This window comes from Shewanella youngdeokensis, assembly GCF_033180165.1.
In the GTDB taxonomy this organism is placed as follows: domain Bacteria; phylum Pseudomonadota; class Gammaproteobacteria; order Enterobacterales; family Shewanellaceae; genus Shewanella; species Shewanella youngdeokensis.
In genome coordinates this window covers 4,131,385-4,156,806 of the sequence record NZ_CP136522.1, presented here as the reverse complement: position 1 = coordinate 4,156,806, position 25,422 = coordinate 4,131,385, and the positions used below count along the sequence as shown (strand labels likewise).

Annotated in this window: 23 protein-coding genes and 1 other RNA gene; 15 read left to right on the top strand and 9 right to left on the bottom strand. The window is 44.4% G+C overall.

All coding sequences use genetic code 11. The features are described 5' to 3' along the window. Positions 1 to 11: 11 nt before the first annotated feature. Positions 12 to 2,561, bottom strand: a complete 2,550-nt coding sequence (locus RGE70_RS17685) for a penicillin-binding protein 1A (RefSeq protein WP_310472738.1) — start codon at positions 2,559 to 2,561, stop codon at positions 12 to 14. A gap of 570 nt (positions 2,562 to 3,131) precedes the next feature. On the opposite strand from RGE70_RS17685, the gene RGE70_RS17680 reads away from it, so the two are divergent. The 9 genes from RGE70_RS17680 to RGE70_RS17640 all read left to right on the top strand — a co-directional run bounded on the left by RGE70_RS17680 (position 3,132) and on the right by RGE70_RS17640 (position 12,222). Continuing rightward, a complete protein-coding gene (locus tag RGE70_RS17680; protein WP_310472737.1) occupies positions 3,132 to 4,211 on the top strand; it encodes a pilus assembly protein PilM in 1,080 nt (359 codons plus the stop codon). Beyond that, positions 4,199 to 4,780, top strand: coding sequence for a PilN domain-containing protein (locus RGE70_RS17675; protein WP_310472736.1), 582 nt, complete (start codon positions 4,199 to 4,201; stop codon positions 4,778 to 4,780). The genes RGE70_RS17680 and RGE70_RS17675 overlap by 13 nt, the downstream gene beginning before the upstream one ends. Continuing rightward, positions 4,777 to 5,391, top strand: a complete 615-nt coding sequence (locus tag RGE70_RS17670; protein WP_310472735.1) for a type IV pilus inner membrane component PilO — start codon at positions 4,777 to 4,779, stop codon at positions 5,389 to 5,391. Before RGE70_RS17675 ends, RGE70_RS17670 begins: the two co-directional genes overlap by 4 nt. Beyond that, on the top strand, positions 5,391 to 5,906 hold the full coding sequence (locus RGE70_RS17665) for a pilus assembly protein PilP (RefSeq protein WP_310473013.1): 516 nt from the start codon (positions 5,391 to 5,393) through the stop codon (positions 5,904 to 5,906). Before RGE70_RS17670 ends, RGE70_RS17665 begins: the two co-directional genes overlap by 1 nt. Positions 5,907 to 5,913: 7 nt before the next feature. Then, on the top strand, positions 5,914 to 7,980 hold the full coding sequence (locus RGE70_RS17660; RefSeq protein WP_310472734.1) for a type IV pilus secretin PilQ: 2,067 nt from the start codon (positions 5,914 to 5,916) through the stop codon (positions 7,978 to 7,980). 215 nt (positions 7,981 to 8,195) lie between these two features. Next, a complete protein-coding gene (gene aroK / locus RGE70_RS17655; protein WP_044555803.1) occupies positions 8,196 to 8,711 on the top strand; it encodes a shikimate kinase AroK in 516 nt (171 codons plus the stop codon). A gap of 3 nt (positions 8,712 to 8,714) precedes the next feature. After that, positions 8,715 to 9,794 (top strand): 3-dehydroquinate synthase, encoded by a 1,080-nt coding sequence (aroB, locus tag RGE70_RS17650; RefSeq protein WP_310472733.1) that lies wholly within the window; start codon positions 8,715 to 8,717, stop codon positions 9,792 to 9,794. Positions 9,795 to 9,942: 148 nt separating this feature from the next. Continuing rightward, on the top strand, positions 9,943 to 11,334 hold the full coding sequence (locus RGE70_RS17645; RefSeq protein WP_310472732.1) for an AAA family ATPase: 1,392 nt from the start codon (positions 9,943 to 9,945) through the stop codon (positions 11,332 to 11,334). Positions 11,335 to 11,382: 48 nt separating this feature from the next. Next, a complete protein-coding gene (locus RGE70_RS17640) occupies positions 11,383 to 12,222 on the top strand; it encodes a Dam family site-specific DNA-(adenine-N6)-methyltransferase (protein WP_310472731.1) in 840 nt (279 codons plus the stop codon). Position 12,223: 1 nt separating this feature from the next. Here RGE70_RS17640 and RGE70_RS17635 read toward each other — a convergent pair whose 3' ends face one another. Both RGE70_RS17635 and RGE70_RS17630 read right to left on the bottom strand, forming a co-directional pair. Beyond that, a complete protein-coding gene (locus RGE70_RS17635; protein ID WP_310472730.1) occupies positions 12,224 to 12,409 on the bottom strand; it encodes a DUF2970 domain-containing protein in 186 nt (61 codons plus the stop codon). Positions 12,410 to 12,415: 6 nt separating this feature from the next. Beyond that, positions 12,416 to 12,736: a hypothetical protein gene (locus tag RGE70_RS17630; protein WP_310472729.1), complete on the bottom strand. Its 321-nt coding sequence runs from the start codon at positions 12,734 to 12,736 to the stop codon at positions 12,416 to 12,418. A gap of 199 nt (positions 12,737 to 12,935) precedes the next feature. Here RGE70_RS17630 and rpe point away from each other — a divergent pair, with 199 nt between their 5' ends. From rpe to trpS, 3 genes are read left to right on the top strand one after another with little or no spacing between them, the layout of a single operon-like run. Beyond that, positions 12,936 to 13,610, top strand: coding sequence for a ribulose-phosphate 3-epimerase (gene rpe / locus RGE70_RS17625; RefSeq protein ID WP_310472727.1), 675 nt, complete (start codon positions 12,936 to 12,938; stop codon positions 13,608 to 13,610). Between the two features lie 3 nt (positions 13,611 to 13,613). Next, entirely contained in the window at positions 13,614 to 14,312 is a 699-nt protein-coding gene (locus RGE70_RS17620) for a phosphoglycolate phosphatase (RefSeq protein ID WP_310472726.1), read from the top strand. A gap of 4 nt (positions 14,313 to 14,316) precedes the next feature. Then, a complete protein-coding gene (gene trpS / locus RGE70_RS17615) occupies positions 14,317 to 15,318 on the top strand; it encodes a tryptophan--tRNA ligase (protein WP_310472725.1) in 1,002 nt (333 codons plus the stop codon). A gap of 210 nt (positions 15,319 to 15,528) precedes the next feature. On the opposite strand, the gene RGE70_RS17610 is transcribed toward trpS, so the two are convergent. The 4 genes from RGE70_RS17610 to RGE70_RS17595 all read right to left on the bottom strand — a co-directional run bounded on the left by RGE70_RS17610 (position 15,529) and on the right by RGE70_RS17595 (position 19,076). Beyond that, positions 15,529 to 16,098, bottom strand: a complete 570-nt coding sequence (locus RGE70_RS17610; RefSeq protein ID WP_310472724.1) for a BON domain-containing protein — start codon at positions 16,096 to 16,098, stop codon at positions 15,529 to 15,531. Further along, positions 16,095 to 16,688, bottom strand: coding sequence for a phosphoheptose isomerase (locus RGE70_RS17605; RefSeq protein ID WP_310472723.1), 594 nt, complete (start codon positions 16,686 to 16,688; stop codon positions 16,095 to 16,097). Before RGE70_RS17605 ends, RGE70_RS17610 begins: the two co-directional genes overlap by 4 nt. A gap of 61 nt (positions 16,689 to 16,749) precedes the next feature. Beyond that, positions 16,750 to 17,091 (bottom strand): YraN family protein, encoded by a 342-nt coding sequence (locus RGE70_RS17600; protein ID WP_310472722.1) that lies wholly within the window; start codon positions 17,089 to 17,091, stop codon positions 16,750 to 16,752. Between the two features lie 77 nt (positions 17,092 to 17,168). Then, complete coding sequence (locus RGE70_RS17595) at positions 17,169 to 19,076, bottom strand: penicillin-binding protein activator (protein ID WP_310472721.1); 1,908 nt, start codon at positions 19,074 to 19,076, stop codon at positions 17,169 to 17,171. Positions 19,077 to 19,178: 102 nt separating this feature from the next. Here RGE70_RS17595 and rsmI point away from each other — a divergent pair, with 102 nt between their 5' ends. Both rsmI and rnpB read left to right on the top strand, forming a co-directional pair. Continuing rightward, positions 19,179 to 20,021 (top strand): 16S rRNA (cytidine(1402)-2'-O)-methyltransferase, encoded by an 843-nt coding sequence (gene rsmI, locus RGE70_RS17590; protein WP_310472720.1) that lies wholly within the window; start codon positions 19,179 to 19,181, stop codon positions 20,019 to 20,021. A 249-nt stretch (positions 20,022 to 20,270) separates the two neighbouring features. Next, an RNA gene (gene rnpB / locus RGE70_RS17585) (RNase P RNA component class A) lies at positions 20,271 to 20,614 on the top strand. Positions 20,615 to 20,951: 337 nt separating this feature from the next. On the opposite strand, the gene RGE70_RS17580 is transcribed toward rnpB, so the two are convergent. Beyond that, the gene (locus tag RGE70_RS17580) at positions 20,952 to 21,623 is read right to left on the bottom strand and encodes a response regulator (RefSeq protein WP_310472719.1); all 672 of its coding nucleotides are present in this window, start codon (positions 21,621 to 21,623) and stop codon (positions 20,952 to 20,954) included. Positions 21,624 to 21,893: 270 nt separating this feature from the next. Between RGE70_RS17580 and RGE70_RS17575 the strand changes: the two genes are divergently transcribed. Then, on the top strand, positions 21,894 to 23,858 hold the full coding sequence (locus RGE70_RS17575; RefSeq protein WP_310472718.1) for a TonB-dependent receptor domain-containing protein: 1,965 nt from the start codon (positions 21,894 to 21,896) through the stop codon (positions 23,856 to 23,858). A gap of 134 nt (positions 23,859 to 23,992) precedes the next feature. Here the strand turns inward: RGE70_RS17575 and RGE70_RS17570 are convergent, their stop codons facing one another. After that, the gene (locus RGE70_RS17570; protein WP_310473012.1) at positions 23,993 to 25,210 is read right to left on the bottom strand and encodes a putative porin; all 1,218 of its coding nucleotides are present in this window, start codon (positions 25,208 to 25,210) and stop codon (positions 23,993 to 23,995) included. Between the last annotated feature and the right edge of the window lie 212 nt (positions 25,211 to 25,422).

Below are 25,422 nucleotides of genomic sequence, written 5' to 3'. Positions count from 1 at the left end.
TTGTTAGCTTGTTACTGAAAGAGCTCGTCTTCTTCAGAGGTATCGATAAAGATATTACTATTATCTTCCTCTTGTTCAGCGACATATTCAGTCGGTTCAGTGCCTGCAATAAAGTACTCAAATCGACTGGTGTGGTCTGTTTTGCGAGTTAATTTACCCGTCGCTAAATCTATTCTGGCTGAAACAATCCCTTCCGGTGGGGTGACGGGTTCAACCGGTGTACCGGCTAGGGCGTCTTTCATGAATTCATTCCAAGCAGGTCCCGCTGTTTTAGCGCCGGCTTCAGCCTGTGAAATTTGATTTTTAGCGCCATTGGCATTCCAACTGGTTCGTCCAAGTTCTTTACCGTGGTCGTCAAATCCAACCCAAACTGTGGTGGCAAGTTTAGGGTTAAAGCCACTAAACCAAGTATCGCGCGATTCGTTGGTTGTACCGGTTTTACCTGCAATGTCGCGGCGCTTGACCACTCTGGCAGCACGCCAAGCGGTACCGTTCCAGCCGGTTCCTTTGTTCCAGTCGCCACCGCCCCAAATTACACTTTTAAGCGCTTCTGAAATCAAAAATGCATTTTGTTCAGAAATGACCCTAGGTGCAAAGCGGGAGTCTTCAGCACCGCATTGTGTTACGGCATTGTCAGCTTCACTTTCGCTAGTCGTATCATCTTGGAACTCGTTGGCCATTGCTGCAAATGGGTCATCTATTAACGGCTGCTCAAGTTCGGCAGGCGTGCAGGCTAAGGTTGGATTGGCTGTTTCGATCACCTCACCACTAGCAGACACTATTTGCTTAATAAAATAAGGCTCGACTAAGTAGCCGCCATTGGCGAAGGTTGAAAATGCAGTAACAACTTGCAACGGCGTGACCGATGGCGAGCCAAGTGCAATTGATTCATTACGTGGTAAATCAGCAGGATCAAACCCAAATTTAACCAGTTGTGCAATTGTGGCATCAAGGCCGCTATAGCGCATAGCGCGTACCGACATCACGTTAATTGATTGCGCCAAACCAACTCGAAGTCTGGTCGGGCCGCCATATACATCAGGTGAGTTTTTAGGGCGCCACGCGGTGCCCTGGCGGGTATCGGGTTTATTAATCGGTGCGTTATTGATAAGCGTCGATAAGGTATAACCCTTTTGAAGCGCAGCGGCATAAATAAACGGTTTAATGTTAGAGCCTAGCTGGCGTTTAGCTTGTGTCACTCGATTATATTGGCTGGTGTAAAAGCTAAAACCGCCAACGAGGTTTTTAATTGCGCCGTCATGTGGGTCAAGGGTAACAATGGCGCTGGCAACCAGTGGCACTTGGCTTAATTGCCAAATATCACCGTTGTTACGGATCCACACCTGTTCACCGGGAGTTAAAACATCAGTTGCCAGCTTAGGCGCTTTACCTTGTCGCTTGTTGGTGATGAAACGTCTGGCCCACTTGATGCCATCCCAAGGGAGCTCATAAACGTCTCCTTTAGCAGTCATCACTTGTGCTGTGGTTTCATCAACCGTTAATACTGCCGCTGGATACATACCTTGGAATGACCCTGTTTGTTTTAACTTGGCGCGAATTTCTGCTACTTTAGGAGGCGTTTCAACCCATAGCACTTTGGTGCGACCACGATAGCCGTGGCGCTCATCGTAAGCATAGACGTTGTTACGCAGTGCTTTTTGCGCATCCATCTGCAGTTTAGAGTCAACAGTCGTGTAAATATCATAACCGCCGGTATAGGCTTCCTCTTCACCGAGCTTTTCTACTAAATAGTCTCGGGCCATTTCAGACACATAAGGCGCGTATAGATCAATAACTGCACCGTGGTAGGTGGCAGTAATTGGTGCTTGGGTCGCCTCATTGTACTGCGCTTGAGTAATATTGCGCTTTTCAAGCATGCGACCAAGTACCCAATTTCGACGATTAAGAGCGCGGCTCGCGTTTCGAATTGGGTTGGCTGCTGATGGTGATTGTGGCAGGCCAGCAATCATTGCCATTTCTGGCAGCGTTAGTTCGCTTAACTCTTTCCCGTAATAGACTTGAGCGGCAGCGCCGACTCCATAAGCTCTGTTACCGAGGAATGAACGGTTTAGGTAAAGAGTTAAAATTTCTTGCTTACTAAGGGCTTGCTCAATTTTTAACGCGAGGAAAATTTCTTTGGTTTTTCGAATGTAGGTTTTATCACGTGTCAAAAAGAAGCCGCGGGCGACTTGCTGGGTAATGGTACTGGCACCCTGACTTTTTTTGCCGGTAGTGACTAAGATAAATGCCGCACGAATAATACCAATAGGATCAATGCCTCGGTGTTCAAAAAATCGCGCATCTTCGGTATCGAGTACCGCATTAATCAACTGCTCTGGTACCTCATCGTACTTAACAGGTATGCGGCGTTTTTCACCAAACTGAGAGATCAGTTTCCCGTCACTACTATATATTCTAAGCGGTGTTTGAAGTTTGACGGTTTTGAGAGTGGTGACATCTGGCAAGTCTGGAAGCACATAGAAATATGCCGCAGCAATTGCGCCAACACCGAGTAAGCCCAGACTAAAAAAAGCAATAACAAGACGTTTAAACCACTTCAAAAGAAGATTCCATCAATTTAAATAAGATCAGTAGTATATAAGCCATAGAAGAAATGGTGAAGTAAAAGACAAAGGTTTAATTTTAATTAAGACTATAAGTCTTGATGCTTGGGCTTTTATCGTTATAAAAATCGTTAAGGTTGTGACCCGTTCTTTTTGCTTTTTCAGTTTAAATGTACACACATTATTTATTAGGGATGCCTAACACTGAACTCCGCTATATTTAGATGTCGTCAATCAAAAGTCTTAACCTAAATTCAAACTATTCAGTTGTTAGGGTGGTTGATAAAACGAAAGCTCAATGTTTACTTGATATATGGCTCAACAAATAGTTAGAAAGTCTTGTTTATTCGGTTTTGCTTAATTAGAGCCATTTTGCAATGAAAGGCTTGGAATGTTAAAAGTGAACAGCGTTTAAGTCGGTATTCGTTTGTTGATTTAGATTAAGTAACTATTAGAAAACAATAAAATCGGGGTTGTTTGGTGAATAAATATTTGTCTAAAACGCTATAACAGGTAGGTTTTATGTTAATCTACATTTGGAAAACATTAATTAAGTGACGTTTGACTATGCTCTCGAAATTTTGGAAGCGCCAAGCTCCGCAGATGGTAGGAATTGATATCGGTTCCCATCAGATTAAAGCGATACTGCTGAGTAAAACTGCTGACGGATATAAAATTCTAAGTTACGCCTCCATCCCGCTTAAAAAAGGGGCGCTTAACGATCATGAAATCCGTGATAATGAAGCCATTGTTGAAGCATTAAAACAAGTTAAACGCACACTTCCTAAATCCATCAAATATGCAGTAGTTGCGGTTTCTGGCTCATCAGTGATGACAAAAGTCATCTATATGGATGCCTCTTTGAATGAGGAAGAAATGGAAGCGCAAATAGAGATTGAAGCTGATAATTTAATTCCTTACTCGTTGGACGAAGTTAATATCGACTTTGAAACTCTCTGCGAAAATAAAACTGATCCGAGTAAAGTCGACGTACTATTAAGTGCCTGCCGTTCTGAAAACGTTGATAGTCGCATTGATGCGCTTGAGGCGGTTAATCTTGAGGTTAAGGTAGTCGATGTTGAAGGTTACGCTCTCGGGCGAGCTTTTGAAATGGTTGCGACGCAACTGCCCCCTGGCGCAGAAAACAAAGTGGTGGCGCTGGTGGATATTGGTGCCAATATTACTACATTTTCGGTTGTCGAAAATGGCGAAACAACCTTCATCAGAGAGCAAGCGTTTGGTGGTGAGCAGTTTACTCAGTCGATATTGTCATTTTACGGGATGAGCTATGAGCAAGCCGAAAACGCCAAACTTGCCGGAGAGTTACCACGAAACTATATGTTTGAAGTGTTATCTCCGTTTCAAACGCAGTTATTGCAACAAATAAAACGTACATTACAAATTTACTGCACTTCGAGCGGTAAAGATAAAGTCGACCATATTGTTCTTTGTGGTGGAACGGCCAAGCTTGAGGGGATGGCCAACTTAATGATTAATGAATTAGGGATCAATACTATTGTTGGTGACCCTTTCAAAGGGTGTCTGCATGCTGATGATGATATTAGGCATCAGCTTGAGCCTAATATTGGTAAATATATGCTGGCATGTGGATTGGCACTCAGGAGTTATGCGCAATGGCGAACATAAATCTCCTGCCTTGGCGTGAAGAGGCCAGAGAAAAGAAAAAAAGAGATTACACTGGCGTATTAGCGTTGGTGTTTTTGGTGTCGGGTCTAATGGTTTACTTATCGCTAATGGCGATTGATGTGTTATCTAGTAATCAGAAAGCACGTAACAGTTATTTGCAAACCGAAATACACGTTCTGGATAATCAGATTTCTGAAATAACCGAGATCAGGACGCGTAAAAAAGACATTGAACGTCGTACCGAAATTATTTTGGGCTTACAACAGTCCAGAAATCTACCGACTCATGTATTAGACGAGTTAGTTCGCATTGTGCCCGCCGGCATTTATCTATCCAGTATCGAGAAAAAAGGCAGCATGCTTTGGATTGAAGGCCGAAGCGAATCAAACAATAACGTTGCGAATATGATGCGTAAAGTCAAAACATCAGTCTGGTTGCAAGACCCAAACATGCAGTCAATTGTGGCTCAAAACGAAGAGCTACGCCAACTCCAGCGCTTTACTCTTAGAGTTACGATTGCAGACCATGAACAAGTGGGTTCAATTTTGACAAAAGGATCGACTAAATGAATCTCGACCTAAGTCAATTTAACGATATCGATTTCGAAAATATAGGTGCATGGCCAAAACTGGTTAAAGTGGTATTTGCTCTTTTGGTGGCGGTTTGTGTTTTCATTGCAAGTTACTTTTTGGTCGTGTCTGACGTGATTGATGACCTCAATGCTGAATACCAAAAAGAGGAGCAGCTAAAAAATGATTTTAAATCTAAATATCAATTAGCGGCGAATTTAAAGTTATATCGAGAGCAGCTAAACGTAATGGAAGGGCAATTTTCAGAACTGTTAAAGATGTTGCCGTCGCAAAATGAAATGCCGGGCTTGTTGGATGATGTGACCTTTGTGGCTACAGATGCAGGGCTTAAAATTACTAGCTTAGATTGGGATTCTGAAATTGTTCGAGATTTTTACATTGAGTTCCCTATTAAAATTGCAGTTAATGGCGATTACCATGAACTAGGGCACCTCGTCAGTGGTGTCGCCAAGCTCCCTCGTATTGTAAGTTTGCATGATTTTAGTATTAAGCGAGATGGTACTGGTTCGCTGAGTATGGATATTTTAGCTAAAACATACCGCTTTAAAGAAGGGGCAGAACTGCCCGCAGCTAAAGGGGGAAGTAAATGATGAAGCTATTGCCAGTGGTTATTGCAGCATTGTTGGTCTCCGGCTGTGACAGGGATCAAAGTGACCTAGAGCTATTTGTAACCACAACTAAAGCGCAGCATATTGCCCGCGTTAAACCATTAGCTGAAACACCCAAATTTGAACATTTTTCTTATCAAGCTGACTTAATGCGTAGTCCATTCATGCCGCCTTCAAGAGAGTTAACTGAAGAGGTGGTTGACACCACTAAGGATTGTTTGCAGCCAGATCTCAAACGCCGCAAAGGCCGACTAGAGACATACGCATTAGATAATCTGAAAATGCGCGGAACATTAAGTGACTCCGCAGGCATTTGGGCTTTGCTCGAAACCAGCGACGGCAGCGTTTACCGTCTCGGGGAAGGCCAATATTTAGGGCTTTATCATGGGCGGATCGCGCAGGTGACGCCACAACAAATCGAGATTATAGAATTAATCCCAGATGGTTCAGGTTGCTGGACAGAACGTAGCAGCAGCATGGAACTCACAGGAGAATAATAAAAGGATGACTAAGGGGATCATGGGACTGTCTATTGCACATCGAGCCTATAATAAGGCTGCGTTTTTAATTAAAGCTACTTTTGCTTTCACCCTTCTGCTAGGTGTTGTTCCGCTCACTCATGCGGCAAATAAGCTTATTGATGTTAAATATCATACTTTAGTTGATCACCAGCTAGAGTTGCAGTTGGTATTTGAGGACATCATTACCGAGCCAAAGATTGAGTTGAATGCAGACCCTGCGCAAATCATTTTGGGGTTCTCTGAAAGCTATTCAGAATTAGAAAAACAAACCATCGCCATTGATATGGTCGATGTACAAACCATCAGCTCGGTTCAAAATGGTGCGGCACTGCAAGTGTTTGTTGGTTTAGAAAGTGTTAAGGCGTATCAAGGTCGAGTTGAAGGGAATACCTATCGACTAACGATTAATGACGAAGTGATTAATCATAGCAATGCTGAAGCCAATCCATTTTTAAACAATATAGAAAATATTGATTTTAAAAGATTAGCAGATGGTGGCGGCCAGCTGTTGGTGACATTGAGCAATAATTCAGTGGCTGCTAACGTTGAGCAGGTCGGGGCTAGCCTAGAGCTAAAGTTATACAACACTGATATCAGCGACGACATGCTTTACGTGATGGATGTGCTCGATTTTGCCACTCCAGTCAATTATTTTGAAACATTTAAAGAGGACCTCACTAGCCGATTTCTTATCGACATAGAGGGCACATATGAATACAGCTATGAGCAAAATGATCGACTCTTTACACTCAATATCAACCAGACAGAACGCCTCGATATTGTAAAAGAAGAGAAAAAATATAATGGTCGTTCGTTGTCTTTGAACTTTCAAAATATCTCTGTGAGAACCGTCCTACAGATTATCGCCGACTATAACAATTTTAACTTAGTGACTAGCGATACCGTAGAAGGTGAAATCACCTTGCGCCTAGATGACGTGCCTTGGGACCAAGCGCTTGATCTAATTTTGCAAACTAAGGGACTTGATAAGCGTATTGAAGGCAATATCTTAATGGTTGCCCCAAGTGAAGAAATTGCCATTAGAGAAAGCCAAGAGCTGAAAAACTTACAAGAAGTCAAAGAGCTTGCGCCGCTATATTCTGAATACATACAGATTAACTACGCCAAAGCCATTGATATCTCAGGCTTACTCAAAAGTGAAGACTCAAGCTTACTTTCAAGTCGTGGTAGCGTCGCAGTGGACGAGCGTACCAACACCTTATTGGTTAAAGACACCGAAGAAACGCTAGAGAACATTCATCGTTTAATCGAAGTGCTTGATATACCGATTAGGCAGGTGTTAATTGAGTCTCGCATGGTGACGGTAAAGGACAACGTTGCCGAGGATCTGGGAGTACGTTGGGGCATTACCGATCAGCAAGGTAGCAAAGGCACATCAGGTAGTTTAGAGGGCGCTAATGACATCGCTAACGGTTTGGTTCCGAGCCTAGATGATAGGTTAAACGTTAACCTTCCTGCTGCAGCGACTAACGCCAGTAGTATCGCTTTTAGCGTGGCTAAACTTGCAGACGGTACTATATTGGATCTTGAGTTAAGTGCACTCGAGCAAGAAAACAAAGGCGAAATCATTGCCAGCCCGAGAATCACGACCTCAAACCAAAAAGCGGCTTATATTGAGCAAGGTGTCGAAATCCCTTATGTGGAGGCAAGCTCAAGTGGCGCAACCACAGTGACCTTTAAGAAAGCGGTTTTATCACTAAAGGTTACGCCGCAGATTACGCCAGACAACCGCGTAATACTGGATTTAGAAATTACTCAAGATTCACAAGGTGAGGTGGTTACCACGCCAACGGGTGAGGCAGTATCAATCGATACTCAACGTATTGGAACTCAAGTGCTGGTGGACCATGGTGAGACGATTGTACTGGGTGGGATATACCAGCAGCAATTGATCAGCAGCGTGAGTAAAGTGCCTATTTTAGGCGATATTCCTTACCTCGGTTTTATGTTTAGAAGCACATCAGACAAAAACGAGCGACAAGAGTTTCTTATTTTCGTGACGCCGAAAATTGTTTCAGAAGCTTTGTAATCGGATTTAACTATTAAAAAGCCAGTGTTTAGCACTGGCTTTTTGGTGAGAAAAATAGAATTTTAATAGAAATGCGTAACTACACTTGCCATCGACCGTGGTTAGCTGAGATAATCCGCGGTCAAGTCTCAATAGAGCAAGGTAACATTTAAGGTCGACTCTTTTTCTCGGGTTGACGTAGGCATACTTCAAATAAGATTTAGACGTATATAGCAATGGCCGAAAAACGTAATATTTTCCTAGTAGGCCCTATGGGGGCTGGTAAAAGCACTATAGGCCGTCATCTGGCACAGATGCTGCACTTAGAGTTCCACGATTCAGATCAAGAAATTGAAAGCCGAACAGGCGCTGACATTGCGTGGGTTTTTGATGTCGAAGGCGAAGAAGGCTTCCGCGTTCGAGAAACACAAGTTGTTGCTGACTTAACCGAAAAGCAAGGTATCGTGTTAGCAACGGGTGGTGGTTCAATTCAGAGTAAAGAGATCCGTAATAATCTTTCTGCTCGCGGGATTGTTGTCTACCTCGAGACTACAATCGACAAGCAAGTAGCGCGTACGCAAAGAGACAAGCGTCGTCCACTACTGCAAGTAGATGATCCAAGAGAAGTGCTCGAAAATCTCGCAGAGGTACGTAACCCTCTATATGAAGAGATTGCTGACGTCATCGTGAAAACCGATGAACAAAGCGCAAAAGTAGTCGCAAACCAAATAATTGAGCAATTAGGTTTTTAAGATATGACGAAACAAGTTCTGGTTGAGCTCGGTGTACGTAGTTACCCAATAGTCATTGGCCAGAATTTGTTTAGTAATGGCGAGCCTTTGGCTCGTTATCTTAAAGGCAAAAATATCCTCATTGTCACAAATGAAACGATAGCGCCACTGTACCTTGCAAAGGTACAAGCCATGCTATCTGCTTTTGCTTGTGTAAAACCTGTGATTCTACCCGATGGCGAGCAATATAAAACGCTCAGCCAAATGGATGCTATTTTCACTGCTTTACTCCAACAGAATATGGGCCGAGATACGGTACTTATTGCTTTGGGTGGTGGTGTTATTGGTGACATGACCGGGTTTGCAGCGGCTAGTTACCAACGCGGTATCGACTTTATTCAGTTTCCTACCACGTTGTTGTCTCAAGTCGATTCATCGGTTGGAGGCAAAACAGCAGTTAATCACCCGCTGGGTAAAAATATGATCGGTGCGTTTTATCAGCCGAAATATGTATTGATTGACACCGACTGTTTAAGCACGTTACCAGCAAGGGAGTTTGCTGCTGGTATGGCTGAAGTGATTAAGTACGGGATTATGTGGGACGCTGCGTTTTTCAGCTGGCTGGAAAACAACGTTGAAGCATTAAAAGCGCTAGATACTCAAGCGCTTGAATATGCGATTGGGCGTTGCTGCGAAATCAAAGCCGATGTGGTTGAAAAAGATGAAACAGAGCAAGCAGTGAGAGCACTGCTTAATTTGGGTCATACTTTTGGGCACGCGATTGAAGCTGAGATGGGTTACGGCGTTTGGTTACATGGTGAAGCAGTCTCTGCTGGCACAGTCCTTGCTGCTTTAACGTCTAATAAGCTGGGGCTAGTAGAAGAGTCAATTGTTTGTCGTATAAAGGCATTGTTTTCAGCGTTTGACCTTCCGACAGCAGCACCAGATTCAATGAATTACGAGCAATTCATTAAACATATGCGCCGAGATAAGAAAGTACTCAAAGGGCAACTGCGATTAGTTTTACCTGAAGGTTTAGGCCAGGCAGGGATCTACAGCAACGTGACTGACGAATTACTTCAAGAGGTTATCGACTGCGCATAAATTATGTAGCAGGTGATCGGTGATAGCGAACTATATTCCTTCAATTTTTCTACGTATTAGTCAGGCTAAGTGCACTCTGCACTGGTGCGTATTACTGCGCTCGTTCCAGTTATTCTCAACACTTATCAATGTGAAGGCGGTTAATTAAATGTCATTAGCCGAGGCCACCTTGCTACCTAGTCAAGAAGCACTCTTAAATCGATTACAGCATATTAGTTTGTATGGTCAGCAGTTGATTGTACTAACTGGTGAAATTGGTTCAGGTAAAACCACACTGGTGACAGCGTTATTAACTGAACTAGAAGAGTTTAGTTCAGCATTAGTCATTTGCCCAAAACATTGTGATAGCGCTGAAATTAGGCGAAAAATATTGGTGCAAATACTAACCGAACCAGTATTTGACGACGAACTCCCTTTACCTGAAAGCCTGCTTCAAGCAGCTTCTGAGCTGCCCACTGCCAGTTGTATCGTCTTAGATGATGCTGAATATTTACCGTTAGAGATTTGGGCTGAATGCATTGTCTTGAGCCAAATGTCTTTTGGCGGTAAAACCGTCAATGTGACCATGACATCGACGGCCGAATTTCTCAATGATGTCCTACAGCAATTGCCAGTTGATCAGCGTCACTTGCTACTGCCGTTAGATATTGAACCGATTGATTGCACTGAAAGAGAAGGTCTTTATTACACTTTATTAAGCCGTAGCGAAGCCCAGCCTTTTACGCCTAGAGAGATAGTGAAAGACAGATTAGCAGCGCAAAGTGGTACGCCAAAAGAGGTGGTCACGTTACTTGAATTAGCGCTAAATGGCGATGCTGACAAGCCTGAAAAAAGCGCTAAGTGGGAACGCTTAGGCATTACCTTGTTTGTGATTATATCGGTAACCTTACTTGCGTTTTTGTACACAGATAAAACCCCAACCGTTGGCCACAGTCAAAAAGTAGTGTTTGCGGGTAAGTCGGTTTTAGGGTCAACTTTTGTTGCTGATTACGGCGAGCAGCTATTAGCAGGGTATAGGCAGCAACTTGTCACATCGAACCGTGAGTCTCAAGCATTAAGTCGCACCGATAATCAGCGACTCGATGAGCCAAAAGGGCAAGTGGCGAGCGTTAATACTAATAATGCAGTGCCGGCAGGCTCCATAACAGAAGAGACTGAGCCAGAACGTGAGTCTAAAGTAGAGACTTTTTCTGCCCAGACATCGGCAAACATTGGCAGTGTGGTCAATAATGACATAGCAGCAAAAAAGATGAATAAGCAGCGTAGCGGTTATACTTTGCAACTTGCAAGTGTAGCGTATTTAGCGTCTTTATCTAGGATGTTAGACAGCGTAAAAGAGTATGACACAGTCATGGTTGCACGGTATAAAAACCGTTGGGTTGTGCTGATGGGGGAGTTTGACTCACCGCAGCAGGCTCGCCAACAATCGTTGAAATTAACTGCAAATACTGATGTTAGCGCGCCCTGGATCCGAAAGTGGCAGGATCTTAACGAATATGAGTTACAAGATAGGCTTCCGACTCGTGAAATTAACAAATAAAAAGAGTACAATCACAGCTCTCTTTTTCACAGTGTTCAATCAATTTAAATGATTAAAAAACAAAGGGCCTTCCTAAAGTGGGCTGGCGGAAAATTTAAACTGATTGAAGCTTTAAAAAAGCATCTTCCACAAGGCGACAGGCTCGTTGAACCTTTTGTGGGAGCAGGTTCAGTTTTTCTCAATACAGACTACGACCGCTATCTTTTATGCGATATTAATCAAGATTTGATTAATTTGTATAAAATCGTGCAGTCGCATCCAGAAAAATACATAAAAGCGGCTAAAGCGTTGTTCGTCCCAGAGATGAACCAAAAAGAAGCGTATTACAAAATCCGCACTAGCTTTAACGAGACAACAGATCCGTTCAAGCGCTCTGTCTATTTTCTGTATATGAACCGACATGGTTTTAACGGGTTATGCCGTTATAACCGTAAAGGTGGCTTCAATGTGCCGTTTGGTTCGTATAAAAAACCTTACTTTCCTGAAAATGAAATCCGTGCATTTTCGGTTAAATCACAGCGAGCTGAATTTCGTTGCATAGGTTATGAAGAAGCAATCGATATGACCCAAAGCGGTGATGTTGTTTATTGTGATCCCCCTTATGCACCGCTTTCATCTACGGCGAGTTTTACCACCTACGTGGGATCAGGCTTCTCGTTAGATGACCAAGCTCTGCTGGCTAGAAAATCGCGTCATACTGCGATTGAACGTGGCATACCAGTGTTGATTAGTAACCATGACATTCCGCTCACAAGAGAGTTGTATCATGGTGCGACCTTTGACACCATTCAAGTGCAGCGTAACATTAGTCAAAAAGGCAATGGTCGTAAGAAAGTGGACGAACTAATGGCGTTATATGATGACGCATACCACATCGAAAATGACTAACTTAACCAAGCACTTGGTTAACAATCAATAGTAGTCCCAGCACAAAAAAAACTGCGAGCAAAACACCCATAACAATAAAGGGTACAGGTGATGAGGTTGTAAAATCTCTGCGCCGGTTTTGCTCTGTTTGTACGCCAATAAATGCAGCTAACGTACTCAAAAGCACTTGCCACCATTTAAGTAGCATCAGCGTTTATTCGCCCTTCATTGGAGAGTGATTGTTGGGAGCGCTTTTATGGCCATAAAGCAGTTCAAACAGCTCGGTAAAGTGCAGTTGACTAGTAGGGCTTTTACCAGACAACCAGCTTGTCCAGCTTAAATCATGTGAGGGAGATGCACAGCGGTTTTGCGGGTGACTTGCGGGTAGGCTTGAGTTGTACTTCGAGTCACATGCGGCATTAAAGGCTAGCTCAACAGGTTGCGATGTTAAGCTCACAGCACCTGCAGCAGTCGTTGCGGCACCAAAAAACGCAGCGGCTCTTAATGTTGCTGTTTTCTTCAGTAATCCTTTCATGTCGACTCCTCTTTTAGCCTAGGCAAAATATTATAGCAAAAAAGGCTATATTTTAAACATATTTAGTATGTAACCCTCGTTTTTTCGTTGTAATGCAATATTTTAGCGGGTCAATTGCGCTAAATAAGCCTGTAGGTGTAGAGCACACGGACCGCAAAAGGTAGAATAGTGCACTTCTTAAACATACTGTGGGTTTGTTATGCGTCCATTTTTGATTGCTCCTTCTATTTTGTCTGCTGATTTTGCGCGTTTAGGTGAAGATGTTGATGCGGTACTTAATGCCGGTGCCGATGTCGTTCATTTTGATGTTATGGACAACCACTATGTGCCTAATTTAACGATTGGTCCAATGGTGTGTAAAGCCTTACGTGATTATGGTGTTACTGCTGATATTGATGTGCACTTAATGGTTAAACCTGTTGATAGCCTTATTCCTGATTTCGCCAAAGCGGGCGCTTCAATTATTACTTTTCACCCAGAAGCGACCGAGCATTTAGACCGTAGCTTACAGCTAATCAAAGAGTCGGGTTGTAAAGCCGGCTTAGTGCTTAACCCAGGCACACCGTTGCACTGTTTAGACCATGTTATGGACAAGCTTGATGTCATTTTGTTGATGTCAGTCAATCCCGGTTTTGGTGGTCAGTCTTTCATTCCATCAACGTTAAGCAAGCTGCGCCAAGTGCGAAAGTTAATTGATGACAGTGGTTACGACATTCGTCTTCAAGTTGATGGTGGAGTCAAAGTGGATAACATTGCTGAAATTGCGGCTGCAGGCGCCGATATGTTTGTTGCCGGTTCGGCTATTTTCAACCAGCCGGACTACAAAGTCGTTATTGACCAAATGCGCGCTGAATTAGCGAGCGTGGAGGCTTAATCAATGGCTGACTTTCGCCAAATTAAAGCGATAGCATTTGATTTAGATGGCACGCTCATTGATAGCGTGCCAGATCTTGCTGCCGCAGTTAATGCTACATTGCAAGAGTTGGATTTGCCGCTCACGACGGCAGAACAAGCGCGAAGTTGGGTTGGTAATGGCGCCGAAATGCTCATGCGCCGAGCGCTGAGTTTTGCGTTAGGCACCGATGTCAGTGAGGCTAAATTAGCGGCTAGCATGCCAAGATTTATGCATTTTTATAAGCAGCATTTGCAACAACATAGCCGCTTGTATGACGATGTTATTCTGGTGCTTAAGCAACTCTCTGCTGCCGGCTTTAAGTTGGCGGTGGTCACTAACAAGCCTTATGAATTTACTATCCCGCTACTTAAAGCTTTTAAGCTTGATAGCTACTTTTCGATAGTGCTGGGTGGCGATTCATTGGCTAAAATGAAACCTGACCCGTTACCTCTTGCGCATATTTTGCAGCAGTGGCAATTAACTCCAGCGCAGCTATTAATGGTTGGTGACTCAAAAAATGACATCTTAGCCGCAAAAGCGGCTGGGATAGCGTCAATTGGCTTGACCTATGGCTACAACTACGGTGAAGATATCGCACTGAGCAGCCCCGCTGCAGTATGTGAACAATTTAATGAAATTTCAGCGTTAATGAATGTAACCGCTGAATCAATGGAGCAATAAAAGAATGACTGCAAAACCTGTCGTGTTTAGTGGTGCTCAACCATCTGGTGAGCTGAGTATTGGTAATTACATGGGTGCACTTCGTCAGTGGGTTGGCTTACAAGACACTCACGACTGTATTTATTGTGTTGTTGATTTACATGCGATTACCGTTAGGCAAGATCCTGCCGCGCTACGTGAAGCATGTTTAGATACGCTTGCTATCTACCTTGCTTGTGGCATTGACCCAGAAAAAAGCACCGTATTTTTACAGTCGCAAGTACCACAGCATGCGCAACTGAGCTGGGCATTAAACTGTTACGCTCAAATGGGTGAGCTTAACCGTATGACGCAGTTTAAAGACAAGTCGCAAAAGCACGCTAACAATATCAACGTGGGCTTGTTTGGCTACCCAGTATTGATGGCCGCCGACATTTTACTTTATCAAGCAAATGAAGTGCCTGTTGGACAAGACCAGAAGCAACATCTAGAGCTAACACGCGATATTGCAACTCGCTTTAACAACGCTTACGGCGAAACATTTGTAGTGCCTGAGCCGTTTATCCCTGAAACGGGTGCGAAGGTTATGTCACTACAAGATCCTCAGAAGAAGATGTCTAAGTCTGACGAAAACCGTAACAACGTAATTGGCTTGCTCGACGAACCTAAAGCGATTATGAAAAAAGTTAAAAAGGCGATGACCGATGGCCAAGAGCCGCCAGTCGTGCGCTTTGACGTTGACGAAAAACCGGGTGTGTCTAACTTAATTAGCTTGATGTCAGGCTGTAATGGTCAATCAATTGCTGACATTGAAAAAGCATTCGAAGGTAAAATGTATGGTCACTTAAAAGTGGCGACCGGTGAAGCAGTTGTCGACATGCTTGAGCCAATTCAGGCGCGCTACCGTGAGTTAAGAGCTGACGAAGACTACCTAAACGCAGTCTTTAAAGCGGGCGCTGAAAAAGCCAAAGCACGTGCTGAAGAGACCATCAAAAAGGTTTACGAAAAAATCGGTATGATTGTATAGTCAGTCATTAGTAGGACTTACATGTTTAAAAAGCCAGTTTAATACGCTGGCTTTTTTTGTGGCTGTAATAAAGCCTGCTGTTACGCCGTAATATGTCACTGTGGGCTTGAGCTTAGCTGCAGCAAAAAAAAATCACCGAGCCAAAGCGCGGTGATCTTGTTAATTGCTGTACTGTAGTTTGCTAGCGTGAATAACCGCTTTATGTGCCGACTATGGCTTAACGTATTCAAATACCTTTATCACTTTACGCACACCGGCAGTATTACGTGCTACGTCTACGGCAAGGTCAGCTTGGCTGCGCTCTACAAGCCCGACTAAAAACACTTCGCCGTTTTCGGTAACCACTTTAATCTTGGTTACATCAAGCCCGTCTTCACTCAGCATACGGCTTTTAACCTTGGTGGTGATCCACGAGTCGTTGCTGCGAGTGGTAAATGAGGTTGGGTTGCCGATCCTTATTTGATTATGGATCTTACCGCCAATGTTAAGTGCCTGAACGGTACGAATTGCTTTGTCTCTCAGCATTGAGTTTGGTGCCTGCCCAATCATCAAGACATTAGTATTCATGACCACAGCACTTATATTAGCTTGGTTTTTAAGGTCATCATGGGATGACAGTGCGCTGGCGATGTTAAAGTCGGCATTGGTATCGTCAAGCTGGGTTTTTAAGCTACGCTCATCATTCACCATCATTGCGCCACCAACAGCGCCCACCATTACAGCACCCGCACAGCCTTGCAGCATAAGCAGTATGGCCATTAATGGCAGCAGTGTTCTCATGCTAATTCGTCCTGTGGGAATAGCGTGCGGTCAATGTTGTCACACAAGCAATGAATTGCCAGTAAGTGCACTTCTTGAATGCGCGCAGTTACATTTGACGGTACACGGATCTCAACGTCGTTTACGCTAAGTAAGCCGGCCATTGCGCCGCCGTCTTTACCCGTTAACGATACTATGGTCATATCACGGCTAAGTGCTGCTTCCATCGCTTTAATAACGTTACCAGAGTTACCACTGGTTGAAATAGCTAGCAAGATATCGCCCGGCTGACCAAGCGCCATGATCTGCTTCGAAAAGATTTCATCGTAGCTATAGTCATTTGCAATCGCAGTAATGGTTGAAGTGTCGCAGCTCAACGCAATTGCTGGCAAAGGTGGGCGTTCAATTTCATAGCGATTTAATAACTCTGCTGAAAAATGTTGTGCATCACCTGCGCTACCACCATTGCCACAAGCCAAAATTTTGTTGCCGTTTAATAAGCAGTGCACCATCATTTCAGCCGCTTTAGCGAGTGATTCAGGTAATGCCTCTGAAGCATCAATTTTGGTTTGAATGGATTCAGTAAAGCTATCTTTAATGCGCTCTAACATGGAGTTACCTTATGTCTATAAATGGTGTTTTCGCAAACACCCAAATGTAAATTAATTCGGATTAAAAAGCGTCGCGGATCCACTGTATACCAGCAGGATCAGCCGCGATAACATCGAACCGACATATGGCGTCGATTCGGTTCAACTGTATGTAATGGTTCGCGGCCTTTCGTAACCGCTCGGTTTGCGCAACGCTTAATGCGTTAACTGCACCGCCATATTGGGTGTGGCTACGGTATTTAACCTCGACAAACACCCAGTCATTGCCATCGCGCATAATAAGGTCGATTTCACCAAAACGATATCGTGCATTTTGTTCGACAAACTTAAGTCCGTGTTGTTCCAAATATTGTCGCGCGGCGACTTCAGCTGCTTGTCCTTTAACCGCTGTTTTCTCTTTCAAATTCGCTGCATCCTTGTGGCGGTATCTGAATGTAACTTAACATGCTATTGCATCCTGCACTGGGCAGCGTTATCAACTTAAAGTGGGCGCAAGTTACCGCGTTGGTAACGTCCCCAACTTAGTTGGCGATTAATCGTGCCGTCAGGTTGTACCGACAAAATACCACTTCTACCTGAAAACTGGTAACCAGGTAGTGCGCGCATTTGCGCAAGTTTACCGACTAAATCAAGTGCGTCATAGCCCATAATGTATAAGCGTTTGCGACTGTTGCTCCATTTAGGCCATAACTCATTTACCATTCGCGTTTCGGTATTGGGCGTAATTAACCACGGTATATCGCTAATGGTTAGGTTATTTAGTTCAGTTGCTGTTTCGCGGGTATTACTTTCTGCTCGGCTACGGCTGGTGGTATACAACGGCACGGGTTGTGCAAAAACACTAAAGTTAACGTCGATAAACGGCTTTAATAGCAATAAGTCGCGGCTAGCAGAGATCATGTAAATCGCGTCGATATCACGGCGAGAGCGAAAATCTGCTTCAATTTTTGGCGTTAAAATCGCTTTAATACGCGCAATACGTTCTTTACTGTCGGTTACGCCTAAAGCCTCTTGTACCGTCAGTTTCATTTTATCGCCCGCATCGTAGTAATGTATTTCAGCGGGTTTATGGGTTAGCTGCTGCCAAGCGTCGCTAAAGCTATCGGCCATACGGTGGCCAACGGCGTCATTACTTACCAATAGCAGTGGTTGTTGTATACCGTCGTTATAAAGGCGCTGGGCGGCGTCAATGGCTTCATCGGTAGGTGATAGCGCAAAGAAAAACGTGTCATCTTGCGGGGTAAAGCCATCAGCATTATTTAAAAATAGCTGCGGAATACGTTTATTGGCTACTGGGGCTGGGGTTGCAGCAACCGGCATGACACTGCGTGTCGCGGGGAGCGCTGTTGTTGGCGCCTCGACCGCTGCTGGCTGTGTGACTGTATTTTTAAGCTGCTCGACCTCGGACTGTAATAACGGCCCTATAATAAATTCAGCGCCCGCAGTGACCGCTTGTTGATACGCCAGCGTAGCTCCTTGAGCAGTATCAAAAAAGTTAATCGCTACAGTATTGTCACCGGTGGCCATATAGTTAGCAATAATTCCTTGCTTAACAGAGTCGGCAACGACAGCGCGTGGGCCTGTTAACGGTAGCAGTACTGCAATGTTTTTCGGTTGGTACGGTTGCGTGTTTAAAGCGTTAGCAAGGTCGGTGGGTAACTTTGCCGCTGCCGGATGATTTGGGTTAAGTTGTTGCCAGCTGCCCAATTTGCGCACTAGGTCATTAGGGTTAACTGCATAATGTTTGGCAATATAAGCTAGCTGCACCCAACCAGCAAAAATAGGGTTAGCTATGTCATCACGAAAGCTCAGTAGTGTGTGCTCATTAATCGGCTGCAATAACTGCCAAATTTGATTATTCGTCTCATAGGCTTGCGTCGAGGGTAAGTATTGGCTCAGTAAGCTGAGCTGCCTCACTTGTTCTATAGGCTGATTGGTTTGCTGGTACAAACGTGCCTTAAACTGGTAATAACTAACCCATTGCCAGTTAGGCAATGTCCAAGTTTTAGGGTAATCGAGCGACTTAAGGGCATTATCATAGGTCGATGTCATCTCTAAAACCCGTGCTGAAAGGTATTTATGTTCAGCGAGTAGTTCAGGTTTTTGGGTGATATCTTGCCCAAGAGACTGCAATGATTTATCGGCAGTGCCAACATTACCTTCGTTAAGTAGTGCGTGTGCAGCTAATAAAATATACTTATCACGCATTTCACGGTTTTTTTCATCAGCCGCTAACGTTAAATACTGAGATGAAGCCATCGTCACTGCAGACAAATAAACTTCTTTCTTTTCAGTCTTTACTGGCTCAGTTGGTGTAGAACAACCGAACAGAGCAGTCGATAAAATCGCGATTGAGATAAATTTAGTTGAATTCAGTCTTTTTAACACAGGTCTTCACTCTGGTAAGATGCTGCTATTAGTTTAACCTGCTCTTACGCTTGGCGAAAGTCTTGTTAAAAACTCTTGCCATTAGTTAATACAGAGGTAGATATGGACCTGTCGGTCGCGCTTTATATTGTTCCAACCCCAATCGGGAATTTAGGGGATATTAGTAGCCGTGCAATTGAGGTGCTTAACCAAGTATCACTCATCGCCTGCGAAGATACTCGCCATAGTGGTAAGTTATTGAGCCACTTCGGTATTGAAACCCGAAAAACCGCACTGCATGATCACAACGAACGTGACCGAGCGCAGTGGATTATTCAAAAATTAGGGTTAGGTGAGTCTGTTGCACTAATTTCTGACGCTGGCACGCCACTGATTTCAGATCCCGGCTACCATTTAGTAAAGCAAGTGCGAGAAGCTGGTTTTAATGTTGTTCCGCTGCCGGGGCCATGTGCAGCGATTACCGCATTAAGTGCATCAGGCTTGCCATCAGACCGGTTCTCGTTTGAAGGCTTTTTACCGTCAAAAGAAAAGGGCCGCTTAGACAAACTAACCGCGCTAAAAGAAGACCCTCGCACGCTTATTTTTTACGAATCACCACACCGTATTGTGCACAGCCTCGAGTCAATTGCTGCCGCGCTGGGTGACGACCGTGAAATAGTCATGGCGCGTGAAGTGACCAAAACATTCGAAACCTTCTTGTCTGGTCCGGTTGGCGAAGTGCTGCAAACCGTTAAAGATGACCCAAACCAGCAACGCGGTGAAATCGTATTGATGTGTCATGGACATCGCACTGACGAAGAATCGGAGTTCTCAACCGTGGTTATCGAAACGCTTAAATTATTGTGTGAAGAGCTACCGTTAAAGAAAGCGTCAGCCATTGCTGGGCAAATTTACGGCATTAAAAAGAATGCGCTTTATAAGCATGGTTTAGCCATCGGCCTCTAACAAGAGTTTTGGCTGTCATCGGCACTTAACAGCTTTGTTGATAAACGGCCCATAAGGGTCGTTTTTTGTTTTGCCTTATTGACCCTATTAAAACGCTTAAACCTTGACGGTTAAGCAACAACTGCAGAGCTTGTAAAACCGTTCAAAAAAACAACGTTAAATTTGGGGTGAAGCAAATAGTCGCGCCATAAATGCTGTGATGAGTGAAAGTCCTTGGTTTGTTGCTTGAGCTTAGGCTATAATCCGCGCCGAGTTGGCTAGACAGTTGCCGCGTTCGTAAGAACGGGGAGGAAAGTCCGGGCTTCAAAGAGCAGGGTACCAGGTAACGCCTGGGCGGTGTGAACCGACGACAAGTGCAGCAGAGAGAAGACCGCCAACTTCGGTTGGTAAGGGTGAAAGGGTGCGGTAAGAGCGCACCGTGCGGCTAGTAATAGTCCGTAGCAAGGTAAACTCTACCCGAAGCAAGACCAAATAGGGTCCCGTATGGCGCTGCTCGCGTTGGGACCGGGTAGGTCGCTTGAGCCTGTGAGCGATTGCAGGCCTAGATGAATAACTGTCCACGACAGGACCCGGCTTATCGGCCAACTCACCCATTCAAGCAAAAGGCCTCACAGCAATGTGAGGCCTTTTGTGTTTCTGCCTGTGCCACAAAGTGGGTCACAACCTGTGACACACAAAATCCCTTTATTACTAACAATCGAAATGAACCTTGCCTCCGTTATGGTCTTTTATGGCAACGGTAAACCTCAAAGTTTAGATCTTCTTATAGGGCGTACTAGTGCCGGTTTAACAATGTTGAATATCGGTTGTGATTGCCACGCCTTAAAATTGCCAAAAGATTTGAGTTTAGGGTGGCACACCTTGAGCTACGAGTGTTTCGTTAGGTCTAGGTGGCATGGTTTGTTAGCGTCGTGGGTGTATGCTTTGTGCTTATTCAGCCATGCTCTTGACTAAACCGTAACCAATGCCGCGAAAGGTCTTTAGCTGACAGCTAGAGTTTAATGCCGATAACTTGCGACGAAACCTTGAAACCACGGCTTCAACGGCGTTGGCAGAGGCTTCTTCGTCACTGTCGTAGAGGTTTTTTTCTAAGTTATCTTTAATCACGGTTCTGGGCGCTGCTTGCATTAATGCTTCAATGAGTATGGCTTCGCGGCGCACCAATACTTGGTAGCCGCTAGGGCCTGTGAGTAGTCGGGTTTGTGGATCGTAGTGCAGGTCGGCAAACACCAAGTTTTGCTCTTCTCGGTGCTCAGGGCGGCGCAATATGGCTTTTATGTAAGCTTCAAGTTTCGACATTTCCGCAGGGTTTAGTAAATAGTTATCGGCACCAATACACAGTGAGGCAACACGTTGCTCTGCTGGGTCTCGTGCTGGTAACACTACGCAGGGCAGCTGACCTTGGTATGTTTGTAATATGGCGGTGCCTTGATTATTGGGCAAGCTGAGGTCGAGCAATAAGGCGTCGTAACTAAAGCGTTGCATTGCAGTGTATGCCGTACTGGCGGATTCAGCTAAATCAACGGTATAGCCAGATCTTTGTAATGACTTTTGCAGCATTAATCCAGATTGAAGATGATCTTTTACCAACAAAACTCTCACTAAAAATCCCTCAAATCTTGCGCTAAATCACAATTATTCAAAGACGTTATACGTAATACAAATGATTCTCGTTACGTCAGCTTCGTGTCAGGTTACTGCAGTATGATAAGCGCAATTAACGCTGACTACCTATTAAGTTGTCACATTATCGGACATTTTGTTAAATAGGTTGTCAGCAGCATTTGTAATTTTTCAGTCACTATTGCCGTAAAGGCGGTGACAAATTGCCATTAATTTCATTTTTTAAAAATGTTGTAAGGATTAACAAGCATGAAGTTCTCTGTTATTTCAATGAGCGTGGCGTTCGCATTATTTAGCACCGTTGCCACTGCAAGTGACGTTGCTACTGGAGATATCGAAGTGATTTCGGTTACCGGGCAAGTTCAAGACGTTGCCAGTGCACCCGCTTCGATTACCGTCATTGGAAGTGAACAGCTAGAGGGCATGGCATACCGCGATATTTCACAGGCTTTAGAAGATGTGCCTGGCGTATTTGTTGATGGTGCGAGTGGCAGCAACAAAGGTGGTATGCAAGAGCTGTCAATCCGCGGTATGGACAGTAAGTACACGCTGTTTTTGGTTAATGGTAAGCCACAAGGTTCGCGTCAGGGTTTTGCTAATGGTTTAGGCGGTGGGTCTGAGTTTGCTTGGATGCCGTCGATTTCTGAAATTGAACGTATTGAAGTGATCCGTGGGCCAATGTCATCACTTTATGGTTCTGATGCCCAAGGCGGTGTGGTTAACGTTATCACTAAACCTACATCAGACATGTGGCAGGGTGAGTTTAGCGCTGAGACTGTTATTCAAGAAAACAGCAAAGCGGGTAACGATCAGCAATACCGTTATAACGTTAGTGGCCCATTATTGAATGACGAACTGTCGTTTTCAATGAGCGGTAGCTACTACGACCGTGATGAAGATGAATTTGACAATGGCTACACAGCGCTTAAAAACATCAATAACACCGCTCGTGTTACTTGGCAGTTGGACGACAATCAACAACTAGAGTTTGAAGGCGGCATTGGTAGCCAAGATACAAGCAGCGATTATAAAGTCTCAAACGGTGAAACCGGTGACGCTGAAATTTCCAGCAGCGACCGTTACTATGTGGGGGCCAGCCACAATATTAATTGGGGCAATAAAAGCACAACTACGTATGTTCAGCATGAAGATATGCACCATGACACGCAAGACAGCTCGTTTCAGCAAACCACGGTTAATAGCTTAACCTCTATTGCGTTTGGTGAGCATGCCTTAAGCGTGGGCGGTCAGTTCCGCCAGCAAGAAACTGAGCACAATGACCGAGCCATTTCTGAGCCTAGCATGTCTCGTTGGGAAGGCGCGTTGTTCAGTGAGGCTAACCTACAAGTGAATGACAGCTTTACTGTAACGGCAGGTTTGCGCTGGGTTTATGACGAAAACTACGGCTCTGAGTTTGTGCCGCGTTTATACGGTGTGTATGACCTTAATGACAACTTGGTCATTAAAGGTGGTTACAGTCGTGGCTACAATACTCCAGACTTACTGCAAGGTGATTCAAATTGGGTTGAAGGCGGCGGTGGACGTTTCCTTGATGGTGCCGACGTGGGTAACTCAGACTTAAACCCTGAATACAGCGACAATTATGAAATTTCGATGAACTGGTACGGTGACAATGGCTTAAGTGCTGATCTTACCGTGTACCACACCGATTTTAATAATCGTATTGATAAAGAAATCATTTGTGAAGGCACGCTCGACGAAAAGGGTTCGCCAGCAAGCGAATGTGTATATATGGGTGAAACCTATCAGGTTGTTTACCAATATCAAAACACTACCGATGCTCAAATTGAAGGGATTGAAACCAGCTTAAACTACCGTCATAACAGCTTTAGAGCGGGCATAAACTACAGCTTTACTAAAAGCGAAGCGTTGTCTGGCGACAATAAAGGCGACCCGTTAAATGACACGCCTGAACATAGCGTTAATGCGAACATCAGCTACCAGCCAACCGACGAGTTGAAGTTGTGGGCTAAAGTACGTTACCGCGGTGAAGCATTTTACGTTAGCCAAGGCCCAAGCATGATCGTACCTGATTATGTTACAGCTGATATTGGTGCTAACTATATGTTAGGTGATAACTTTAATATTTACGGTGGCATTTATAACGTTGCCGATGCTGACATTAACTACGAAGAATACCGTAGTGTGCAAGATGGCCGTCGTTACAGTGTTGGTGTGAAATATATTTTCTAATCGCCGTTGTTATGGCCGTTAGCGTGAGTGGCGACTGTTGCTCACAAGCTTAAATATAAAAAACCGCATCCTATTGGCTGCGGTTTTTTATTGTCTGTTAAGCGGATTAGGCTTAAGCACTGCTCATTCTATGGTTAGAAGTAGTAACCAACATTAATATTGAAGCGCTGGTTGGTGCCGCTATCGCCTACCATTGAACCGCCGACAAAGGGTTGGTTTTCAGCAACAACAAAGTCGACGTAGGTGTATAGTCCGCCAGCGGTAATCGCCATACCTGTAACATTCATAAAGGTATCTTCTTGCTCGGCTGACTTGCCCGTAATTAATGAGTAGTCATTGTAAAAGGTCAGGTTTGATACCGGGCCAATGTTAACCGGGAGGCTGTAGGCAACGTTAGCAATGTAGCTGGTTGCTTCGGCTGGAATAGAGTCGTAAAAGTGGTAGGCAGCCACGACCATGCGGTCAACTTCCATTCCGTCGACATCGTATTTATAGTCTGTGAGCTGTAATTTAACGTTCCAGCGGTCGTAGTTGATTACACTATGCACTGCGGCTGCAAGGTTGTCGCCGTCAGTGCCATTGGCGATTTCAAGCTGGCCAGCTTGTACAGACACACCTAGCTCAACAGCAACGTCATTAAAGTCAAGATTGTGAGCGTATCGGGCGTTAAAAGTGTTTTTCTCACCGGCTTCGTAGCCGTCAGTTGGGGCATCGTAAATGCCTTCACCAGCAAGACGAATACCGACCACATCGTAAGCGTAACGGTCAGTGCGGTCAGTAACGTACCCGTCTATTCCGCCGAGTTCGTCATTTTTGTAGAAGGCAAAATCAAAGCGATTTTTATCACCACTGTAGGTGTAGTTTAAGCCTAGATCTTGATCATCTTCTAAGCCGAGATAAAAGTTAGAGCTGAAAAAGTAACTATTAGACGCCCAGGTTAAAATACCAAACGGAACCTGAGTGACACCGACTTTGGCTTGTTGCTGTTCATCAAAGTTATAGCCTACCCAAGCATGCTGAATCACATTCATGTATTGAAACCAGCGGTATTGGGCTGAAAACACTACATCTTTATAGTGGCCATCAATATCGATACGGAACAGGTCAAAGTCAGCATCGCCACCACGGTCGCTATTGTCATCGTCATAGTTTTCATAGGAATACTGGAAACGAACGGCTCCGCCAATCTTAAGGGAGGAATCTTCTTTGGCTTCAGTTACCGGTTCTTTGGCAGATTCTAATTGTTCAATACGGGCTTTAAGTGCTGCGATCTCTTCGTCTACTGGCGCCGCATAGGCGTTAGTTGAAAGCGCAAGTGCAACGCAGCAAGCAGTCAGTGTGTAACGGGTCATCATTCATCCTTTTAATGGTATTTTTAGAGTCGGTATGCTCGGCGTTATCAGTGAGGTGAGCATAATGTTCACCGGCTCTGTCAAACTCGCACCAGCTTGCCGTCTTTAAGAATAGCTATTCAATTGCCAGTTCGCTGCGCTTAGTTAAAAGCACAGGCAATAAAGTCAATATGTTGAGATTTTAAGTTCTAGTTCTTGGCCTTTGTTCTGTG

Excerpts from the sequence above, each read along its gene's own strand:
- RGE70_RS17670 (WP_310472735.1), top strand. The coding sequence starts at position 4,777 with ATGAATCTCGACCTAAGTCAATTTAACGATATCGATTTCGAAAATATA.
- RGE70_RS17665 (WP_310473013.1), top strand. The coding sequence starts at position 5,391 with ATGAAGCTATTGCCAGTGGTTATTGCAGCATTGTTGGTCTCCGGCTGT.
- RGE70_RS17605 (WP_310472723.1), bottom strand. The coding sequence starts at position 16,688 with ATGTTAGAGCGCATTAAAGATAGCTTTACTGAATCCATTCAAACCAAA.
- RGE70_RS17575 (WP_310472718.1), top strand. The coding sequence starts at position 21,894 with ATGAAGTTCTCTGTTATTTCAATGAGCGTGGCGTTCGCATTATTTAGC.
- RGE70_RS17630 (WP_310472729.1), bottom strand. The coding sequence starts at position 12,736 with ATGAAAGGATTACTGAAGAAAACAGCAACATTAAGAGCCGCTGCGTTT.
- RGE70_RS17640 (WP_310472731.1), top strand. The coding sequence starts at position 11,383 with ATGATTAAAAAACAAAGGGCCTTCCTAAAGTGGGCTGGCGGAAAATTT.
- RGE70_RS17680 (WP_310472737.1), top strand. The coding sequence starts at position 3,132 with ATGCTCTCGAAATTTTGGAAGCGCCAAGCTCCGCAGATGGTAGGAATT.
- RGE70_RS17620 (WP_310472726.1), top strand. The coding sequence starts at position 13,614 with ATGGCTGACTTTCGCCAAATTAAAGCGATAGCATTTGATTTAGATGGC.
- RGE70_RS17610 (WP_310472724.1), bottom strand. The coding sequence starts at position 16,098 with ATGAGAACACTGCTGCCATTAATGGCCATACTGCTTATGCTGCAAGGC.
- RGE70_RS17570 (WP_310473012.1), bottom strand. The coding sequence starts at position 25,210 with ATGACCCGTTACACACTGACTGCTTGCTGCGTTGCACTTGCGCTTTCA.
- RGE70_RS17660 (WP_310472734.1), top strand. The coding sequence starts at position 5,914 with ATGACTAAGGGGATCATGGGACTGTCTATTGCACATCGAGCCTATAAT.
- aroB (WP_310472733.1), top strand. The coding sequence starts at position 8,715 with ATGACGAAACAAGTTCTGGTTGAGCTCGGTGTACGTAGTTACCCAATA.
- RGE70_RS17635 (WP_310472730.1), bottom strand. The coding sequence starts at position 12,409 with ATGCTACTTAAATGGTGGCAAGTGCTTTTGAGTACGTTAGCTGCATTT.
- trpS (WP_310472725.1), top strand. The coding sequence starts at position 14,317 with ATGACTGCAAAACCTGTCGTGTTTAGTGGTGCTCAACCATCTGGTGAG.
- aroK (WP_044555803.1), top strand. The coding sequence starts at position 8,196 with ATGGCCGAAAAACGTAATATTTTCCTAGTAGGCCCTATGGGGGCTGGT.
- RGE70_RS17675 (WP_310472736.1), top strand. The coding sequence starts at position 4,199 with ATGGCGAACATAAATCTCCTGCCTTGGCGTGAAGAGGCCAGAGAAAAG.
- rpe (WP_310472727.1), top strand. The coding sequence starts at position 12,936 with ATGCGTCCATTTTTGATTGCTCCTTCTATTTTGTCTGCTGATTTTGCG.
- rsmI (WP_310472720.1), top strand. The coding sequence starts at position 19,179 with ATGGACCTGTCGGTCGCGCTTTATATTGTTCCAACCCCAATCGGGAAT.
- RGE70_RS17645 (WP_310472732.1), top strand. The coding sequence starts at position 9,943 with ATGTCATTAGCCGAGGCCACCTTGCTACCTAGTCAAGAAGCACTCTTA.